Genomic DNA, 18,072 nt, shown 5'->3' on the forward strand with positions numbered 1-18,072 from the left:
GCCGCTCAGGCGGCCGGCCGCTTCAGCCGATATCCCAGGTACAGTATCCCCAGCCACAGCGGCAGCACGTAGACCGCCGGGCGGGTGTCGTCCAGTTGCGTCATCAGCCCGACCAGCAGCACCAGGAAGGCGGCGCACAGGTAGTTGGTCCAGGGGTAAAAGGGCGCGGGAAACAGCAGTGCATCGCGCGCATGGGCCTTGCGAAACCGCAGGTGGACCAACACGATCATCATCCAGGTCGTGGCGGCTGCCGCCGTCGCCACGGCCATGATCCGCATGAAGGCGCCTTCGGGCACCAGGAAATTGACGATCACGACCGCCAGGGTGCAGGCCGATGAGAACAGCACGCCGACCCAGGGCACCTGTCGCCGGCTCAGGCGTAGAAAGATGCGTGGCGCGTTGCCCTGTTCGGCCAGGCTGCGAAGCATGCGGCCGTTGCTGTACATGCCGCTGTTGTAGACCGAGATCGCGGCGCTCAGCACCACAAGGTTCAGGATGTCTGGCGCAGCGGGGATGCCCAGGCGGGAAAAGATCAGCACGAAGGGGCTGCCGTTCAGGCCGACCTCGTTCCAGGGATACAGCGTCACCAGCACCGCCAGGGCTCCGATGTAGAAGATCAGGATGCGCCAGATCACCTGGTTGACGGCGCGCGGGATGCTGCGTTGGGGATCGTCGGCCTCGCCGGCGGTGATGCCGATCAGTTCCGTACCGCCGAAGGAAAACATCACCACCACCAGGGACAGCAGCAGGCCGTGGACGCCGTTGGGCAGGAAACCGCCGTGAACCCAGAGGTTGTCGACGCTCGCGCCGCCGGTGCCGCGTGCGATCAGCACCCCGCCCAGCAGGATCATGCCGATGATGGCAGCGATCTTGATGAAGGCCAGCCAGAATTCGCTTTCGCCATACAGGCGTACGTTCAGCAGGTTCAGGCCGGTGACGCTCAGCAGCACGATCAGCGCGCTCGCCCAGGCCGGGAACTGCGGCAGCCAGTAGCTGACGTACAGACCCACCACCGAAAGCTCGGCCATGCTGACCAGGATGTACAGCAGCCAGTAGTTCCAGCCGGACAGGAAGCCTGCGAAGCCGCCCCAGTAGCGGTAGGCGAAATGGCTGAAGGCGCCGCTGACGGGTTCCTGAGTGGACATTTCCCCCAGAAAACGCAGGATCAGGTAGATCGCGAGGCCGCCGATCAGGTAGGCCAGGATGATGCCGGGGCCGACCAATTGGATGGAGGCGGCCGAGCCGTAGAACAGGCCGGTGCCGATGGCACCACCCAGGGCGATCATCTGGATGTGGCGGTTCTGCAGGCTGCGTGCCAGGGTCTCGGGCGCGGCGCCGGATTCGGCAGGAGAGTCGGGCATGGGAGAGGGATGCGTGGAGGGTCGGAGGCGCTTCGGTCGTGCCCGCGCTTTTCAGCCGCTTCGAGGGGCGCGGTCAGCGTCGGGAATGTCTGTTTCCGGACCGTGGGCCGTCAGGATCTGCTGCAGGCGTTCGACCTGCGGCGCCAGTCTGGTGCAGGCCTGCGCCCAGGCGGTCGCGCGCGCGTCGTCGTGCCGGGGCGGAGCCCAGATCGCGTCCGGAAAGCAGGGGTCGCCGCGCCAGCGGGGGATCAGGTGCCAGTGCAGATGGGGCACCTGGTTGCCGAGGCTGGCCAGATTGATCTTGTCGGGTTTCAGCAAGGCACGCTGCAGGCGTTCGATCTGGAACACGGTGCGCATCAGGTGCAGGCGGTCCATGGGGTCGATGTCCGTCATTTCCGCCACGTGGCGGTGCCAGATGACGCGTAAATAGCCCGGGTGCCGGGGATCGTCCACGCGAATGATACGCAATTTATCGTCCTGCCAGAGCAGGGTGTCGTGGTTCGGCACGCAGAGCGGGCAGTCGGTAGAAAAGGTCATGGAAAAGACGGAAGTGTTGACGGGGCCTGTCGCCCGCCGGGGCGGGCGCAGGGACGGGTCGCGGTCAGCGGGCGAAGAACAGTTCGTGCAGGGCGGTGCCGGGATCCGGCGCGCGCATGAAGGCCTCGCCGACCAGGAAAGCCTGGACGCCGTGCGCGCGCATGCGGTCGGCATCCTCGGGCAGCAGGATGCCGCTTTCGGTCACGACCCGCTTGCCTGCCGGCACATCCGCGAGCATCGCCAAGGTGGTTTCCAGGCGCGTCTCGAAGGTCCGCAGATTGCGGTTGTTGATGCCGATCAGCGGGGTGTTCAGCGACAGGGCCGCGTCCAGTTCCTCGCGGTCGTGGACCTCGACCAGCACGTCCATGCCCAGGTCGGCAGCCACGGTTTCCAGTTCACGCATCTGGGCGGGCGCCAGGGCGGCGGCGATCAGCAGCACGCAGTCGGCGCCTAGCGCTCGGGCATGGATGACCTGATAGGGGTCGATCAGGAAATCCTTGCGCAGCACCGGCAGACTGCAGGCGGCGCGTGCCTGGCGCAGGTGATCGTAGCCGCCCTGGAAATACTGCACGTCGGTCAGGACCGACAGGCAGGCCGCGCCGTGACAGGCGTAGCTGGCGGCGATGTCCGCCGGGCGGAAGTCCTCGCGGATCACGCCCTTGGACGGCGAGGCCCGTTTGATTTCCGCGATCACGGCGGGCTTGCCCTGAGCGATCTTGTCTTCGATGGCGCGCGCAAAGCCGCGGATGTCCTGGCGGCTCTGGGCCTCGCGCAGGACTTCGGATTCACTGCGCATCTGCCGCGCGGTGGCGACTTCGGTGCGCTTGGTATCCAGGATTTTGGCCAGGATGTCATTCATGCGGAGAACCTTTGCGTGTATTGGCGGAATTGTTCCAGTTTGTCGCGCGCGGCGCCCGAGGCGATCAGTTCGAAGGCCTGGCGGATGCCGGCGCCGATCGAGTCGGCGCGGTTGCCGGCGTACAAGGCCAGGCCGGCGTTCAGGGCGACGATGTCGCGGGCCGTGCCGGCGGTGTTGTTCAGTGCGGCGCGCACCAACTGCGCGGATTCGTCGCGGTTGGCGACCTTGATGCTGCGGTTGGACACCATGGTCATGCCGAAATCCTCGGGATGGATCTCGTATTCGCGGACCTCGCCATCCTTCAGTTCGCCCACCAGGGAAGCCGCGCCCAGCGAGGCCTCGTCCATGCCGTCCTTGCCGTGCACGATCAGCACGTGGCGCGAACCCAGGCGTTGCAGCACACGCACCAGGATGCCGACCAGATCGGGGTGGAACACGCCCATGAGCTGGTTGGCGGCCCCGGCCGGGTTGGTCAGCGGCCCGAGGATGTTGAAGATCGTGCGCACGCCCAGTTCGCGGCGCACGGCGGCGACGTTCTTCATGGCGCCGTGATGGGCCGGGGCGAACATGAAGCCGATCCCGGTGGCCTCGATGGATTCGGCGACCTGTGCCGGCGTGGCGGTGACCTGGACGCCCAAGGCCTCCAGGACGTCGGCGCTGCCCGACGAGGACGAGGCGCTGCGGTTGCCGTGCTTGGCGATCCTGACCCCGCCCGCGGCGGCCACGAACATGGCGGCGGTGGAGATGTTGAAGGTGTGCGAACCGTCCCCGCCCGTGCCGCACATGTCCAGCAGTTCCTCGGGGTAGGGGGTGTCCACGCCCAGCGCGAATTCGCGCATGACCTGGGCGGCGGCCGTGATCTCGCCGACGGTTTCTTTCTTGACCCGCAGGCCCATCAGCAGGGCACTGGCCAACTGGGGGGACATTTCCCCGCGCATCAGCATGCGCATCAGTTCCAGCATTTCGTCGTGAAAGATTTCCCGGTGCTCGATGCAGCGGGCCAGGGCCTCGTTGGGGGTGATCGGCGGCATGGTTGATTCCTTCTGTCTTCGTGTCTGTTCAGGTGGGTCGGCGCGGGGGCGTCAGAGTTCCAGGAAATTGCGCAGCAGCGCGTGGCCGTGTTCGCTGAGCACGGATTCCGGATGGAACTGCACGCCGTAGACGGGCAGGGTCTTGTGGGCGACGCCCATGATTTCGCCGTCGGCGGTCTCGGCGGTGATGTCCAGGCAGTCGGGCAGCGAGGCGCGCTCGATCGCCAGGGAATGATAGCGGGTGACCGTGTAGGGCGAGGGCAGTCCCGAGAAGACGTCGGTGCCCCGGTGCGTGATGGGCGAGACCTTGCCGTGCATGATTTCCCGGGCGCGCACGATGCGCCCGCCGTAGGCCGCGCCGATGGCCTGGTGCCCCAGGCAGACGCCCAGGATCGGCTTCTTGCCGGCGAAGTGCCGGATCAGTTCGATGGAGATGCCGGCTTCGGCGGGCGAGCAGGGGCCGGGGGACACGCAGATGCGGTCCGGGGTCATGGCTTCGATGCCGGCGAGGTCGATCTGGTCGTTGCGCACGACCTGGACCTGGGCGCCGAGTTCGCCGAAATACTGCACCAGGTTGTAGGTGAAGGAGTCGTAGTTGTCCAGCATCAGCAGCTTCATGATCGGGTCGTCCTGGTCAGTGTCGGGAAACGAGCGCGCACACCGGAGCGGGCCGTGAGGGCTGAAGAATACGGGAGGGAGAGAGCGATACGGACATGGTCTTCCTTGGAGTCAGGAGCCGCCGCACCGGAGATAGATTCACGAAGACCTATGCCTGCCAGAACGGCGGCAAGGTGCGATGAATCACGCATGAGGATGCCGCCCCTAGGAGGAGCGCCACCAAAACGAAGCGTGCACGGTCGCGTGTGAAATCATGGCAAACATTCTACTGTGGGCCGCGGGCGCTGTCGAGCGGGGTAAATACCGGGTGGCTGCAGCACCCGATTTTCCAGAGGAACCGTGCTGGATGGAATTTTGGTAATACCATTTAAATCATTGACCCACTGGGAGTGTGTCCATATAATCCGGGGGTTCGTCCGAAAAGCGGACATATGGTAAGACCAATAAGGCGAACCCCCGCCCCATGCGCCTTTCTGACCGACTCGCGGAACAGCTCCGGGCCCTGATCGACGAACAGGGCCTGCAGCCCGGCGACCGTCTGCCGGCCGAGCGCCGGCTGGCCGAAGCACTGGGTGCTTCACGGCCCTCGGTCCGCGAAGCCATCCGCCAGTTGGCCAGCCAGGGGCTGCTGCGCAGCCGGCAGGGCGGGGGCACCTACGTCCAGGCCCGTGAATCCGCCGCTGGGGACTGGCCCGACCGGCATCTGATGCGCCCGCTGGACGAACTGGTGTCCGACGACCCCGAATACCGCTACGACGTGCTGGAAGCCCGTCATGCCCTGGAGGGCGGCACTGCCTGGCATGCCGCCTTGCGCGCCACGGACCAGGATCGCCAGGCGATTCAGCGGTGTTTCGAGGAGATGCTGCATTTTCAGGAGCAGGGGGACCCGGAACGGGCGGCGCAGGCCGACGTCCAGTTCCACCTGTCCATCGCCCAAGCGTCCCACAATGTGGTGCTGTTGCAGATGATGCGTGGCGTGTTCGAATTGCTGCGCGTCACCGTGACCGAAAACCGCCAGCGCATGTACGTGGTCCGGCATACCCAGGATCAGTTGACGGCCCAGCATCAGGCGCTGATGGACGCCATCCTGCGCGGTGACGCCGAGGCCGCCCGGGCCGCGGTCTGGCAGCATCTGGAATTCGTGCACGGTCATGTGCGCAAGTTTGACGAAGACGAAGCGCGCCTCGCCCGTTTCTCCCGTTTGCCTCCTTTTACACTGACATCATGATCATTTCAGCCTCCACCGATTACCGCGAAGCCGCCCGGCGCCGCCTGCCTCCCTTCCTGTTCCATTACGGTGACGGCGGGGCGTACGCCGAATACACGCTGCAGCACAACGTCAGCGATCTGGCGGGCGTGGCGCTGCGCCAGCGGGTGCTGAACGACATGTCGCAACTGGACCTGTCCACGCGGCTGTTCGGCGAGACTCTGTCCATGCCGGTGGCCCTGGCGCCGGTGGGACTGACGGGGATGTACGCGCGCCGGGGCGAGGTCCAGGTGGCGCGAGCGGCGGACCGCAAGGGCATCCCCTACACCATGTCCACCGTGTCGGTCTGCCCCATCGAAGAAGTCGCGCCCGAGATCAGCCGGCCCATGTGGTTCCAGCTCTACGTGCTGAAAGACCGGGGCTTCATGAAAAGCGTGCTGGAGCGCGCCCAGGCGGCCGGGGTGTCGACGCTGGTGTTCACCGTGGACATGCCGGTGCCGGGCGCCCGCTACCGCGATGCCCATGCGGGGATGAGCGGTCCGTACGCCGCTTTGCGCCGTTATGTCCAGGCCGTGCTGCATCCGCGCTGGGCCTGGGACGTGGGCCTGCTGGGCCGGCCGCATGACTTGGGCAATGTCTCCAGGTACCTGGGCAAGCCGACCGGTCTGGAGGACTACATCGGCTGGCTGGGCACCAATTTCGACCCCTCGATCTCCTGGAAGGATCTGCAGTGGATCCGCGATTTCTGGAAGGGGCCGATGATCATCAAGGGCATCCTGGACCCGGACGACGCGCGCGAGGCCGTGCGCTTCGGGGCCGATGGCATCGTGGTGTCCAACCACGGCGGGCGGCAACTGGACGGTGTGCTGTCCACGGCCCGCGCCCTGCCGGCCATCGCCGACGCGGTCAAGGGCGACATCACGCTGCTGGCGGATTCGGGCGTACGCACCGGCCTGGACGTGGTGCGCATGCTGGCGCTGGGCGCGGACACGGTGTTGCTGGGCCGCGCCTGGCTCTATGCCCTGGCGACGGACGGCCAGGCCGGGGTGGCGAATCTGCTGGACCTGATCGAGAAGGAAATGCGCGTGGCCATGACGCTGACCGGCGCGCGCACCATTGCCGACATCACGCGGGATTTGCTGGTGCGCGCCTGAGCCTGCACGCGTTCAGCGTTCAGAATACCCACGTCAACTGGGCTGTTCCGCCAAAGCCCTGACGGATGCCGGTGTAGGCCTGCAGGCCCAGGCCCATGGTCAGCGGGCCGTCGGTCCGGGGCTTCAGATCGAAACCCAGCTCAAACACCCCGGTGTCGCCTTGCAGGCTGGGCGCGGGCGTGTCCCGGCCGTAGGCGGTGGCGCGGGCTTTGCCGCTGAACTCATGTTCCCAGGCGGCGCCCACATACGCAGTGACGTGTTCAGTGACGGCATGGTTCAGCCGCAGGCCCAGACGGGTGCGCAGAGAGTCCATCGCCTGAAATCCGTAGGGGGCGTCCGCGATCGTCACCGTGTTGCTGTTCAGGTGTGTCCAGAACCCTTTGGCGTACGCATCCAGAGAGGTGGCGTCGTCGAGCGGCAGCGCGTAGCCTGCGCCCAGATGGGCACCGACGTACAGGGTGGACGTGCCATAGGACGCGTCATCGCTGCCGATCATGTCGCTGCTTTCCCAGTCCGAGCCGATATGGCCGGCACGCAGCGAGCCCTCCGCATAAGGGCCGGCCTGCCCCTCATCCGCCCAGTCGCGGCGCAGCAGCACACCGCCGCCAAAGTAACTGCTCGTGCCGGAGCCCTGCACGGAGGGCTGGCCGGAGAAGTCGTTGTACGTGTCGTAGCTGCTGTAGCCGCCTTCCAGGAAGACGCCGGCCATCCAGTGGCCGGTGACTGCGGGATAGCGTCCGGCCACGCCGATCATCAGGTTCAGACTGTCTGCGTCGATGTGCGAACCGGCATGGTAGCGGGAGCCGTCTTCTGCGGTTGCGCCGAAGGTGGCGGTGCCGCTGACGCCGTCGGTGGCCGCCAGGGCGCGGGCCATGCCGGCGCCGCCGACCAGATCGCCGGCTTGCGAGACCAGGGCCATGGCGCTGGCGCGGCCTTCGGCGGGGGCTTTGGTGTGTTCCGGAGGGGGCTCGCGGTCCGGGTGGGCGCCGCCCTGCGGCGTGTTGTTCGGCAGATCGGGCGCGTCGCCGAGGATGATGTGATTGCCGGCGTCGCCGCCGACGAAGCTGCGGCCTCCCTCGTTATTCCCATGCAGGGATGCGTGCCCCCCGATCAGGACGGCGTTCCGGTAGCTGGTGCCGTGGAGGCGGTGGCTGCCATGGAGGTGTCCCTGGGCAGTGGCGGTGCTGCTGATCGTTCCGCCCGTTGTCGCGATGGACAGGGGCTCGCCGTCTGGGGCGCAGGCCCCCGGGGTGCCGTCGTCCGGAGCGTCGGTGCCGGCGGAGGCGTCAGGGCAGCGGGCGAAGTACGAGCCGCCGCCCTCGTCACCGCCTGCGAGGGGTGAAGCCTGGGCTGGGAGGGGCGTCCATAGCAGAGCGCACAGGCCCAGAGCGTGGCACAGCGCCAGGGGAAGGAAGCGCTTCAAGGGGGGCTTCAAGGAGAAGGACGGTTGGAGCGGCCGAACCGCAGGGAACAAGAAAGTCGGCGCCGTGTTGCGCCGGATTATCACATGAAACGATTGGTTTCAGAATGGAAGGATCAACGCCACGCAAAACAAAACCGCGCAGTCTGCGGACTGCGCGGTGAAGGGCTGCTGCTTTGGCCGAAGAGCGCCCTTAGATGGGTTCGTCCAGCCCGAACTGCACCTGTTCCGCCGCGCGCAGCAGGGCGCGGGCCTTGGCCTCGGTTTCCTGCCATTCCTTTTCGGGGTCCGAATCGGCGACGATGCCGGCGGCGGCCTGGACGTACAGCATGCCGTCGCGGACGATGCCGGTGCGGATGGCGATGGCCAGATCCATTTCACCGCCGTAGCTCATGTAGCCGGCGGCGCCGCCATAGATGCCCCGGCGCACCGGTTCCAGTTCGTCGATGATTTCCATGGCGCGGACTTTGGGCGCGCCGGTCAGCGTGCCGGCCGGGAAGGTCGCGCGCAGCACGTCGATGTTGCTCATGCCGTCGTTCAGTTCGCCGCGCACGTTGGAGACCAGATGCATGACGTGGGAATAGCGCTCGATGGCCATGGTGTCGGTGACTTCGACCGTCCCGGCCTTGGAGACGCGGCCGATGTCGTTGCGCGCCAGGTCGATGAGCATGACGTGTTCGGCGCGTTCCTTGGGGTCGGCCAGCAGTTCCTGTTCCAGGCGCAGGTCGTCGTCCTGGGTGGCGCCGCGCTTGCGCGTGCCGGCCAGGGGGCGGATGGTGACCATTTCGCGGGCGCGGCCGTCTTCGAATTCGCGGTCCTGGCGTACCAGGATCTCCGGCGAGGCGCCCACCACGTGGAAGGAGTCGAAGTTCCAGTAGTACATATAGGGCGAGGGATTCAGGGACCGCAAGGCCCGGTATAGCGACAGCGGCGAGTCGCGGAAGGGCTTGGCGATCACCTGGCCGATCTGGACCTGCATCAGGTCGCCGGCGGCGATGTAGTCCTTGGCCTTGCGCACGGCGGCCAGGTAGTCGTCCTTCTTGAAGTCGCGCTCCATGGGCGTCTGCATGCTGGCGTAGGCATAGGGGATGACTACGGGCGTGCGCAGTTTTTCGCGCAGCGCCTTCAGGCGGCGGCGGGCCAGGGCATAGGCCTCGGGCTGCTGGGGATCGGCGTAGACGATCAGGTAGGTGCGGCCGGCCAGATTGTCGACGATGACCAGTTCGTCGACCTGCATCAGCATGATGTCGGGCGTGCCGGCTTGCTGGCCTGCGGGCCGGGGTTTGACGCACGGCCCCAGGCGCGGCTCGATGTGGCGCACGGTGTCGTAGCCGAAATAGCCCGCCAGTCCGCCGGCGAAGCGCGGCATGCCGGGGCGCATGGCGACGCGGAAACGCTGCTGGAAGGACTCGATGAAGGCCAGCGGATCGCCTTCGTGGGTTTCCACGACCTGGCCGCGGGTGACGACTTCGGTGGTGGTGCCGGTGGCGCGGATCAGGGTCTTGGCAGGCAGGCCGATGAAGGAATAGCGGCCGAAGCGCTCGCCCCCCACCACCGATTCCAGCAGGCAGCTGTTGCGCCCCGCCTCCGGCCCTGCGTGGGCCAGCTTCAGGTAGATCGCCAGCGGCGTGTCCAGATCGGCGTAGGTTTCCGCGATCAGTGGGATCCGGTTGTAGCCTTGAGCGGCCAGTGCGTTGAATTCGATTTCCGTCATGGTGGTCTCTGGGTGGGGATAGGGACCGGGACAGAAACAAAACAGCCCGGCCGATCAGGGGTCCGGGCTGCGGGGGTGGGCGACGCGGAAAGGTCCGCGCGCCGAGTGACCGTTATGACCCGGAACGAAAACACCACCAGCGCCAATAGGCGCCAGCGGTGATCGGGTAATAACGGATGATGTTCATGCGTGTTCGGTCTGTGAGGTCGCGTCGGCGGCCCACTGCGCGGCCTCGACGATGGAGGCCACTATAGCATCCACCGGCAGCTCCTGCACGGGCCGGCCTTCGTTGTAGCCGTAGGGCAGGGCCAGCACGCGCATGTCGGCGGCGTTGGCGGCCAGGGCGTCATTGATCGAGTCGCCGATGAACAGGGCCTGGGCGGGCGCGATGCCCAGCAGGTCGCAGGCGTGGAACAGCGGCATGGGGTCGGGTTTCTTGCGCGCGCAGGTATCACCGCAGACCACGGCGTCGAAATAGCCGTCCAGGCCCATCTGGCGCAGCAGCGGACCGGTGAATTCGGTGCCTTTGTTGGTGACCACGGCCAGACGGGCCCCTTGGTCGCGGAAGGCCTGCAGACCCGCCAGCACGCCGGGATACAGGCGGCTGCGTTGACCGTTCAGGGCACGGTAATGGTCCTGGAAACGGGCCAGGCCGCGCATGACCATGTCCACGCTGGCGGGCTTGCTTTCGTGGCCCAGGGTGCGGATGACCAGTTGTTCCACGCCTTTGCCGACGTAGGTGGCGATGATGTCTTCGGTGATCGGTTCCAGGCCCATGTCCTGGCGCATGGCATTGGCAGCATCCGCCAGATCGGGGATGGTGTCCAGCAGAGTGCCGTCCAGATCGAACAGAATTCCGGAAAATTGCATGATGTCGCGTGCCGGGGAAAACGGCCGAACCGGATTGGCGGCCAGGTAAATCATAGGGTGCCGAAGCAGATGGAGACCAGACTGCCGGCGGCGGGCGTCATCGTATCATTATCAGAGGGATGGGCCGTCCTGTTTTTGGTGACAAACCTTGAGTGGTCTGAACCGGTCGAACGGCGGTCTGGACGCTCTGGACCGCCTGAACGGCACACGCCCGATCAGCGCTGTGCCTGACGCCGGGCGTCGCCCTGGGCGATGCCGTCGCGCAAGGCGGCGATCACGCGAGGGTAGTCCGGTTGACCGAACACGGCCGAGCCGGCCACGAAAGCATCGGCCCCGGCGGCGCGGATGTCGGCGATGTTGTTTGCCTTGACTCCGCCATCGACCTCCAGGTCGATCGCCTGGCCGCCTTCGGCGCGCCAGCGGTCGATGCGCGTGCGCGCCTGGGCGAGCTTTTCCAGCGTGTGGGGGATGAAGGACTGGCCGCCAAACCCCGGATTGACCGACATCAGCAGGACAAGATCCAGGCGTTCCATGACGTGGTCCATCCAGGCCAGCGGAGTGGCCGGGTTGAACACCAGGCCGGCGCGGCAGCCGTGGTCCCGGATCAGGGCCAGGGTGCGGTCGACGTGGCGCGAGGCGTCCGGATGGAAGCTGATGATGTCCGCTCCGGCTTTGGCGAAGGCGGGCACCAGTGCGTCAACGGGCTCGACCATCAGGTGCACGTCGATAGGGGCCGTGGTGTGGGGGCGCAGGGCGGCGCACACCATGGGGCCCACGGTCAGGTTGGGGACGTAGTGATTGTCCATGACGTCGAGGTGGATCCAGTCGGCGCCGGCGGCCACGACGTTGACGACTTCCTCGCCCAGACGGGCGAAGTCGGCGGACAGCAGACTGGGGGCGATGCGGGCGGCGGGCAGTGCGGTCATGGCGAAAGAGGGTCCGGATATGTCATGATGACGGTTTGCAGTCTTTCATTTTAGTGCACCCCCGGGTGTCATTTCCGTGCGTATGAAAATCCATTGGTGGCCTGTGGCCGCGCTGGCCCTCCTGAGCGCCTGTTCTTCGGTGCCGCTCGAGGAACCCATTCCCGGCCGTGAATCCGGCAGCGCCGTGTCGGTCGAGCAGCCCCTGACCGTTCCGCCGCTCTCCGCCTTGCCGGAAACGCCTGCGCGACCGCTGCAGGGGCGCTATACGGCGGTTTCCTGGGACAGCGTGCCGGGCTGGGTCAACGACGATCTGACCCATGTCTGGAAGGGGCTGCTGAACGATTGCCGGGGCTTGATGCGGCCCGTGTCGGGTTCGCTGGCGATGCCTGCGCGCGCGGCGCCCCGGGCCTGGCAGCCGGTCTGCCAGGCGGCGTTGCAATCCGGCCTGGGGGCCGAGGCCGGCGGCCCGGCCGTGCGCCGCTTCCTGCAGGATCAGTTGCGCCCCTGGCGACTGGACGATGGTGCCGGGCTGGCGGCCAGCGGGACGGTGACGGGCTATTACGAGCCCCTCATCCGCGCATCGCGTACGCGCGCAGGGGCCTATCAATGGCCGCTCTACACTGCGCCGGACGATCTCTTGACCATAGACCTGGGGTCGGTCTATCCGGAACTGGCCGGCAAGCGGGTGCGCGGCAAGCTCGACGGTCGCCGGGTGGTGCCCTACGACACCCGGGCCCAGATCACCGCCGACCCGGCCCGCCAGCCGGCCGTGATCGTCTGGGCGGACGATCCCGTCGAAGCCTTCTTTCTGCAGATCCAGGGGTCGGGGCGGGCCGTGCTGCCTGACGGCGGCGTGTTGCGGCTGGCGTATGCCGACCACAACGGCCGGCCATACGTCTCCATCGGCCAGTGGCTCGCCCGAAAGGGCGAGATGCCGCTGGCGCAGACGTCCATGCAGAACATCAAGGCCTGGGCGCGCTCGCATCCCGACCGCGTGCCGGAATTGCTGAATGTGAATCCGGCCATGGTGTTCTTCCGCGAGGAAGCCATCACGGATCCGGAACTCGGCCCCCGGGGCGCCTATGGGGTGCCGCTGTTGCCGCAGCGCGCGATTGCGGTCGATCCGGCCTTCGTGCCGCTGGGGACGCCGGTCTTCCTGGAAATCGGCCCCCAGGGCGGCGCGGAGCCGCTGCGGCGGCTGGTGTTCGCCCAGGACACGGGCGCGGCGATCAAGGGGGCCGCCCGGGCCGATTTCTATTGGGGCACCGGCGACGAGGCCGGTGCGCGCGCCGGCCGCATGAAACAATCCGGCCGGATGTGGCTGCTGTGGCCTGCGCGGGCCGGGGCACCGTCGGCGCGCTAGGATGTGCACATGAAAAATCAGGAACCTATCCTCGTTTGCGGCACCGGCATCGCCGGCCTGGCCTGTGCGCTGGGGCTGGCCCGGGCAGGCCTGCCTGCCGCCCTGCTGGGGCCGCGACAGGTCCCGGCCACGCGCGGGGCCGACGATTACCATCCGCGTGTCTACGCGATTTCGCCGGCCAGCCGCGACCTGCTCGACCGCCTGGGCGCCTGGCGGTTGATGGACGCACGCCGCGTCACGGCTGTCGAGGCCATGGAAATCCAGGGCGATGCCGATGGACACCTGGACCTGTCCGCCTGGCAGGACGCGCGCGATACGCTGGCCTGGATCGTTGAATCCGGGGAAATCGAACGTGCGCTGCAGCAGGCCGTGCAGGTCATGGGCATCGAATGGCACGAAGACCGCTTCGAGCGCCTGGAAACCCGGGGCCTGGGCGTGCGGGTGACGACCGGCCAGGGCCGTGCGCTGGATGCGGTGCTGCTGGTGGGCGCCGACGGTGCGCGCTCGCCGGTGCGGCTGGCGGCCGGGATCGAACATCATTACACGCCCTATGGCGACATGGGGGTGGTCGCGCACCTGGACATTGGTCTGCCCCATCAGAATCGTGCCTGCCAGTGGTTCACGGGCGACAGCGTGTTCGCCCTGCTGCCCATGCCGGATACGGCGGATGGTCCGCAGGCGTCTCTGGTGTGGTCCATGCCCGAAGGCCGGGCGCGCGAATGGCAGGCGCTGGATGCCGACGCCCAGCAGGCGTTTTTTGCCGCGCACGCGCGGGCCATCACGGGCGATCGTCTGGGGCCGCTGCGCCTGCGTACGCGCCCCCAGGGTTTCCCGCTGACGCTGGAGCGCAGCGCGATGGTGGCGCCAGGTGTCGCCCTGGTGGGCGATGCCGCGCATCGTGTCCATCCACTTGCAGGGCAGGGCCTGAACCTGGGCCTGGGCGATGTGCATGACCTGCTGGACGTGCTGCGGACACGCGAACCCCAACGCGCGCTGGGCGATCCCCGGGTCCTGGCGCGCTATCGCCGCCGCCGGGCCGAGCCCGTCTGGGCCATGAGTCTGGTCACTGACGGCCTGCACCGGCTGTTTGGCGCTTCCAATGCGCCGACGGCCTGGGCACGCAACCAGGGCATGCGTCTCGTCGACAACCTGCCTTTTCTGAAACGCTGCCTGATCCGGGCCGCTGTCGGTGACTGAACGCACCGGTTTTATTTTTTGAGGTTTTCCATGAAATACCCCCTGAGCCTGGCCGCGCTGCTGCTGTGCGGCAGCCTGTCCACCCTGGCCCAACCCGCGCTGGCGGAACCGTCCGGCGACCAAGTCCTGAACACCCAATCGTCCACCCAGGCTGCACCTGCCGAATCGTCCGCCCCCGCGCGTGACGGAACAAAGGACCGTGTCCTGTCCACCGCGCCCGCCCAATCCGATTCGGCGCAGGCTGTCACCCGTGCCTTCGAGCAGCGCTTCCCCGGGATTCACGTGGACGCAGTCCGGGTGACGCCCATGAGCGGGATCTTCGAGGTCCAGGTGGGCATGGACCTGTTGTACACCGACGCCCAGGTGGATTATGTGCTGCAGGGTTCGATGATCGATGCCCAGGCGCGCCGCGACCTGACGGCCGAACGGCTCGAAGTCCTGCAACAGGTGGCTTTTGACAGCCTGCCGCTGGATCATGCGATCAAGCAGGTCAAGGGCACCGGCGCGCGCAAGGTCGCCGTGTTCGAAGACCCCAACTGCGGCTACTGCAAGCAACTGCACCGCACCCTGGAAGACGTGGACAACGTCACGGTCTATACCTTTCTGTTCCCGATCCTGACGCCGGATTCCACCACCCGCTCGCGCGATATCTGGTGCGCGGCTGATCCGGCCAAGGCCTGGAAGGCCTGGATGCTGGACGGCCAGGACCCGGCCAAGGCCGAATGCGACACGCCGATCCAGTCCAATCTAGTCTTGGGGCGCAAGCTGAACGTGCAAGGCACGCCAGCCCTGTTCTTCGCCGACGGCACCCGCGTCAACGGTGCCCTGCCGCTGGAGGCCTTGAAGCAGAAGCTGGATGCGCAGAAAGGTTAGTCCCTGCGCTGCTTGCATGGGCTGCTTTGCTGAAGCGCCCGAGCAGATGAAGGCCGTGATCAACACTTTCGATTGGCTGTGCATTGTGTTTCATTCGATCCACGAGGTGCGCGAGACCATCTGAGCAGTTCAGCGCGCCGCCCCAGAAAGGAATAAGTACCATGTTGAAGACAAAGCTGGCGCTGTCTGGCGCCTCCCTGATCCTCTTCGCCGTACTCACGAGCGCCTCCTGGGCCGCTGCGCCTTTGCAGAAATTTCAGGCGCCTGGCTTCTATCGAATGATGCTGGGTCAATTCGAGGTCACCGTCCTGCATGACGGGGCCATTGATCTCGAGCCGGGAAAACTGCTGACCAACACGACCGCCCCGCAGGTCGAGAAAGCGCTGGATGCGGCGTTTCAGGGGGCCGTGACCCCCACCTCGGTGAACGCCTTTCTGATCAATACGGGTGAGAAGCTCGTGCTGATCGACAGCGGCGTCGGCTCCAGCGGCGCCTTGGGGCCTGGCCTGGGCCAGATGCTGCAGAACCTGGTGGCGTCCGGCTATCAGCCCGGGCAGGTGGACGAGGTGTACTTCACCCATGTCCATCCAGATCATGTCGGAGGTCTGCTTGCTCCGGGGGGCGAGGCATTCCCGAATGCCGTCATCCGTCTGGACCGCCGTGAACTTGCCTATTGGACGGATGCTGAACGGGCGAAACAGGCGCCGGAAGCACAACGCCCGTTCTTTCAGATGGCCGTATCCGCGCTCAAGCCATATCAGGATGCGGGGCGCATCAAACCCTTTGAGGGCAGCGTCGAACTGGTGCCTGGCATCCGGGCCATTTCAGCCCCGGGTCATACACTCGGCCACACGGTGTACGACGTCGAATCGGAGGGGCTGCACATGCGGGTCTGGGGGGATGTGATGCACGTGGGCGCCATCCAGTTCGCACAGCCGCAGGTCACCATCGCTTTTGATACCGACTCGCCGGCGGCCGCCAAGACGCGCGCGCAAGTCTTCTCCCAGGTGGCGGAAGAACGCGCCCTCGTGGCTGCTGCGCATCTGCCGTTTCCGGGCCTGGGTCATATCCGGCGCATGGGCGCCGGATATGAGTTCATCCCCTATCCCTATGGCGGCGTGAAGTGACGCGTGTCGCTTGCACAGCGGCCTCGGCGTGAAGGTTGATCGAGCCGAGGCGCGCCGAACGGCCGTCAGTGCAGCAAGGCCCAGGCGCCGTCCTTGACGGTGATCAGTTCGCGGCCACGCTGGTCGAAGCCGCTGTGGTCTTCGGGCGTCATGGAATAGACCCCCTGGGTGGCCACCAGTTCGTGTGTCTGCTCCAGGGCGTCGCGCAGGGCGCGGCGGAATTCCGGTGTACCCGGCTGGGCGGATTGCAAGGCGATGGGAATGGCATGCTGCAGCAGCAGGCCGGCGTCGTAGACGTTGGCCCCGAAGGTAGCCGGTGTTTCACCGTATTTGGCCTGGTAACGCTGGATGTAGTCCTGGACGATGGGCTTGGACGGGTTGCTGTCGGGGATTTCGGGCAGCACCAGCATCAGGCTGGCGGCCAGGATGGTGCCTTCGGCCGATTTCCCGGCAAATTTCAGGAAGGCGGGCAGGGCGGCGCCGTGGGTTTGATAGAAGCGGCCTTGGTAGCCTTGTTGCGCCAGCGTGGTCTGCGGTAGCGCGGCGGCGCCCCCCGTGCCGGCGATCAGGATGGCGTCGGGCTTGGCAGCCAGCAGCTTCAGGGCCTGCCCGGTGACGGAACTGTCGGTGCGCTGGTAGCGCTCGGACACGGTCAGGTTCAGTCCATGGTCCTTGGCCATGCGGCTGAAGACCTGGTGCCAGTCTTCGCCGTAGGCGTCTGAAAAACCGATGAAGCCGACGGTCTTGATGCCGCGTTTGACCATGTCCTGGATCAGGGCCTCGGCGATGATGTCGGTGTTCTGGGTCGTCTTGAAGGCCCACTTCTTTTGCTCAGTCATGGGCAGTACCACCGAGGCCGCGCCCACGGGGGCCAGCATCGGCGTGCCGGATTCGGCGGCGAATTGCAGCACGCTCATGGCGTTGGGCGAGCCGGTCGGGCCGATCAGGGCATCCACGTGCGATTCGGTGATCAGCTTCTTGAAGGCCGTGACCGTCTGCGTCGGGTCGCTGGCGTCGTCCAGTGTGATGTATTCGATGGTCTGGCCGCCTGCCTGGGCCGGCAGCAGCGGGACGGTGTTCTTCTGGGGGATGCCGACCAGGGCCGTCGGGCCGGTGGCGGACACGACCACGCCGACTTTGACCTGGGCATGGGCGAGGGACGGGAGGGCCAGAGCCAGGGCGGCCGCCAGGGCGGCGCCAGGGATGCGGATGTTCACGGCGGATGTCTCCTGAATGAAACACGGCCCGCGATAGCAGGCCGTGCGCGATCTCACATGATTGTAATGAAAAGCGTGGAGCGCCTTAGAACTCGGTCCATTCCTCGGTGTCGGCGGACGCCGGTGCCGGCTTGCCGGGGGCGCGCAGCGCCGGTTTGGCGGCCGCGCGGGAGGCGGGCGCATCGGCTGCGGGGGCGCTACGGGGGCGTTGGGGTGCCGGGCTGACGACCTTTTCCGGCGCCGACGGCAGACGCGCCGGCGGTGCGGGACGCGCGGCACCCGCCCCCGGAGCGGCCCCCGCGTGGGCGCTCGATTGCGTGCGGGTCTGGGCGCCAGGCTGTGCTCTGGAGCCGGCGTCGGTCTGGGTCAGGGTGAAGGTGGCGACCAGTTGAGCCAGGGTATCGGCCTGTTCCTGCAGGCTGGTGGCGGCGGCGGCCGACTCTTCGACCAGGCTGGCGTTCTGGCGGGTGACGTCGTCCATCTGGGTGACGGCCGAGTTGATTTCCTCGATGCCGGTGGTCTGTTCGCGGCTGGCCGCGCTGATCTCGCCCATGATGTCGGTGACGCGGTTGATGCCGTCGACGATGTCCTGCATCGT

General features: G+C 66.7%; 17 protein-coding genes. 6 read left to right on the forward strand and 11 right to left on the reverse strand.

Annotation, left to right across the window (positions count from 1 at the left end):
* Positions 1 to 5: 5 nt before the first annotated feature.
* The 5 genes from WA983_RS11800 to WA983_RS11820 all read right to left on the reverse strand — a co-directional run bounded on the left by WA983_RS11800 (position 6) and on the right by WA983_RS11820 (position 4,406).
* On the reverse strand, positions 6 to 1,361 hold the full coding sequence (locus tag WA983_RS11800) for an amino acid permease (RefSeq protein WP_424250220.1): 1,356 nt from the start codon (positions 1,359 to 1,361) through the stop codon (positions 6 to 8).
* A gap of 51 nt (positions 1,362 to 1,412) precedes the next feature.
* Positions 1,413 to 1,898, reverse strand: coding sequence for an HIT family protein (locus tag WA983_RS11805; protein ID WP_424250218.1), 486 nt, complete (start codon positions 1,896 to 1,898; stop codon positions 1,413 to 1,415).
* Positions 1,899 to 1,962: 64 nt separating this feature from the next.
* Positions 1,963 to 2,757 (reverse strand): indole-3-glycerol phosphate synthase TrpC, encoded by a 795-nt coding sequence (gene trpC, locus WA983_RS11810; protein ID WP_424250216.1) that lies wholly within the window; start codon positions 2,755 to 2,757, stop codon positions 1,963 to 1,965.
* Positions 2,754 to 3,788, reverse strand: coding sequence for an anthranilate phosphoribosyltransferase (gene trpD / locus WA983_RS11815; protein ID WP_424250215.1), 1,035 nt, complete (start codon positions 3,786 to 3,788; stop codon positions 2,754 to 2,756). The genes trpC and trpD overlap by 4 nt, the downstream gene beginning before the upstream one ends.
* A gap of 51 nt (positions 3,789 to 3,839) precedes the next feature.
* Positions 3,840 to 4,406, reverse strand: coding sequence for an anthranilate synthase component II (locus WA983_RS11820; RefSeq protein ID WP_424250213.1), 567 nt, complete (start codon positions 4,404 to 4,406; stop codon positions 3,840 to 3,842).
* 463 nt (positions 4,407 to 4,869) lie between these two features.
* On the opposite strand from WA983_RS11820, the gene lldR reads away from it, so the two are divergent.
* The gene (lldR, locus tag WA983_RS11825) at positions 4,870 to 5,634 is read left to right on the forward strand and encodes a transcriptional regulator LldR (protein ID WP_424250211.1); all 765 of its coding nucleotides are present in this window, start codon (positions 4,870 to 4,872) and stop codon (positions 5,632 to 5,634) included.
* Positions 5,631 to 6,767, forward strand: a complete 1,137-nt coding sequence (lldD, locus tag WA983_RS11830; protein WP_424312081.1) for an FMN-dependent L-lactate dehydrogenase LldD — start codon at positions 5,631 to 5,633, stop codon at positions 6,765 to 6,767. Before lldR ends, lldD begins: the two co-directional genes overlap by 4 nt.
* Before the next feature lie 19 nt (positions 6,768 to 6,786).
* Here the strand turns inward: lldD and WA983_RS11835 are convergent, their stop codons facing one another.
* The 4 genes from WA983_RS11835 to rpe all read right to left on the reverse strand — a co-directional run bounded on the left by WA983_RS11835 (position 6,787) and on the right by rpe (position 11,697).
* Positions 6,787 to 8,190: an autotransporter outer membrane beta-barrel domain-containing protein gene (locus WA983_RS11835; protein ID WP_424312082.1), complete on the reverse strand. Its 1,404-nt coding sequence runs from the start codon at positions 8,188 to 8,190 to the stop codon at positions 6,787 to 6,789.
* Between the two features lie 190 nt (positions 8,191 to 8,380).
* The gene (gene trpE / locus WA983_RS11840) at positions 8,381 to 9,901 is read right to left on the reverse strand and encodes an anthranilate synthase component I (protein ID WP_424249344.1); all 1,521 of its coding nucleotides are present in this window, start codon (positions 9,899 to 9,901) and stop codon (positions 8,381 to 8,383) included.
* A gap of 183 nt (positions 9,902 to 10,084) precedes the next feature.
* A complete protein-coding gene (locus tag WA983_RS11845) occupies positions 10,085 to 10,774 on the reverse strand; it encodes a phosphoglycolate phosphatase (protein WP_424249352.1) in 690 nt (229 codons plus the stop codon).
* Between the two features lie 212 nt (positions 10,775 to 10,986).
* Complete coding sequence (gene rpe, locus WA983_RS11850) at positions 10,987 to 11,697, reverse strand: ribulose-phosphate 3-epimerase (RefSeq protein ID WP_424249342.1); 711 nt, start codon at positions 11,695 to 11,697, stop codon at positions 10,987 to 10,989.
* Positions 11,698 to 11,779: 82 nt separating this feature from the next.
* Here rpe and WA983_RS11855 point away from each other — a divergent pair, with 82 nt between their 5' ends.
* The 4 genes from WA983_RS11855 (at position 11,780) to WA983_RS11870 (ending at position 16,257) form a co-directional block, all read left to right on the forward strand.
* Positions 11,780 to 13,060, forward strand: coding sequence for a murein transglycosylase A (locus tag WA983_RS11855; protein ID WP_424312086.1), 1,281 nt, complete (start codon positions 11,780 to 11,782; stop codon positions 13,058 to 13,060).
* Between the two features lie 9 nt (positions 13,061 to 13,069).
* Positions 13,070 to 14,257, forward strand: coding sequence for an FAD-dependent monooxygenase (locus WA983_RS11860; protein ID WP_424248381.1), 1,188 nt, complete (start codon positions 13,070 to 13,072; stop codon positions 14,255 to 14,257).
* A gap of 30 nt (positions 14,258 to 14,287) precedes the next feature.
* Positions 14,288 to 15,130 carry a DsbC family protein gene (locus WA983_RS11865; protein ID WP_424248379.1) on the forward strand — a complete coding sequence of 281 codons (843 nt, stop codon included), beginning with the start codon at positions 14,288 to 14,290 and terminating at the stop codon, positions 15,128 to 15,130.
* A 161-nt stretch (positions 15,131 to 15,291) separates the two neighbouring features.
* Positions 15,292 to 16,257 carry an MBL fold metallo-hydrolase gene (locus tag WA983_RS11870; protein WP_424248377.1) on the forward strand — a complete coding sequence of 322 codons (966 nt, stop codon included), beginning with the start codon at positions 15,292 to 15,294 and terminating at the stop codon, positions 16,255 to 16,257.
* Between the two features lie 65 nt (positions 16,258 to 16,322).
* On the opposite strand, the gene WA983_RS11875 is transcribed toward WA983_RS11870, so the two are convergent.
* Positions 16,323 to 17,474: an ABC transporter substrate-binding protein gene (locus WA983_RS11875; RefSeq protein ID WP_424248375.1), complete on the reverse strand. Its 1,152-nt coding sequence runs from the start codon at positions 17,472 to 17,474 to the stop codon at positions 16,323 to 16,325.
* A gap of 85 nt (positions 17,475 to 17,559) precedes the next feature.
* Positions 17,560 to 18,072, reverse strand: a 513-nt coding sequence (locus tag WA983_RS11880; protein WP_424312083.1) for a methyl-accepting chemotaxis protein, incomplete at its 5' end; no start/stop codon positions are given.

This window comes from Castellaniella sp. (assembly GCF_049650445.1).
Lineage (GTDB): Bacteria > Pseudomonadota > Gammaproteobacteria > Burkholderiales > Burkholderiaceae_B > Castellaniella.

What these genes read in the sequence shown, in the direction of transcription:
- WA983_RS11800 (WP_424250220.1), bottom strand. Translation starts at nt 1,361, where the DNA reads ATGCCCGACTCTCCTGCCGAATCCGGCGCCGCGCCCGAGACCCTGGCA.
- WA983_RS11860 (WP_424248381.1), top strand. Translation starts at nt 13,070, where the DNA reads ATGAAAAATCAGGAACCTATCCTCGTTTGCGGCACCGGCATCGCCGGC.
- trpC (WP_424250216.1), bottom strand. Translation starts at nt 2,757, where the DNA reads ATGAATGACATCCTGGCCAAAATCCTGGATACCAAGCGCACCGAAGTC.
- trpE (WP_424249344.1), bottom strand. Translation starts at nt 9,901, where the DNA reads ATGACGGAAATCGAATTCAACGCACTGGCCGCTCAAGGCTACAACCGG.
- WA983_RS11820 (WP_424250213.1), bottom strand. Translation starts at nt 4,406, where the DNA reads ATGAAGCTGCTGATGCTGGACAACTACGACTCCTTCACCTACAACCTG.
- WA983_RS11805 (WP_424250218.1), bottom strand. Translation starts at nt 1,898, where the DNA reads ATGACCTTTTCTACCGACTGCCCGCTCTGCGTGCCGAACCACGACACC.
- WA983_RS11870 (WP_424248377.1), top strand. Translation starts at nt 15,292, where the DNA reads ATGTTGAAGACAAAGCTGGCGCTGTCTGGCGCCTCCCTGATCCTCTTC.
- WA983_RS11855 (WP_424312086.1), top strand. Translation starts at nt 11,780, where the DNA reads ATGAAAATCCATTGGTGGCCTGTGGCCGCGCTGGCCCTCCTGAGCGCC.
- lldD (WP_424312081.1), top strand. Translation starts at nt 5,631, where the DNA reads ATGATCATTTCAGCCTCCACCGATTACCGCGAAGCCGCCCGGCGCCGC.
- lldR (WP_424250211.1), top strand. Translation starts at nt 4,870, where the DNA reads ATGCGCCTTTCTGACCGACTCGCGGAACAGCTCCGGGCCCTGATCGAC.
- WA983_RS11865 (WP_424248379.1), top strand. Translation starts at nt 14,288, where the DNA reads ATGAAATACCCCCTGAGCCTGGCCGCGCTGCTGCTGTGCGGCAGCCTG.
- trpD (WP_424250215.1), bottom strand. Translation starts at nt 3,788, where the DNA reads ATGCCGCCGATCACCCCCAACGAGGCCCTGGCCCGCTGCATCGAGCAC.
- rpe (WP_424249342.1), bottom strand. Translation starts at nt 11,697, where the DNA reads ATGACCGCACTGCCCGCCGCCCGCATCGCCCCCAGTCTGCTGTCCGCC.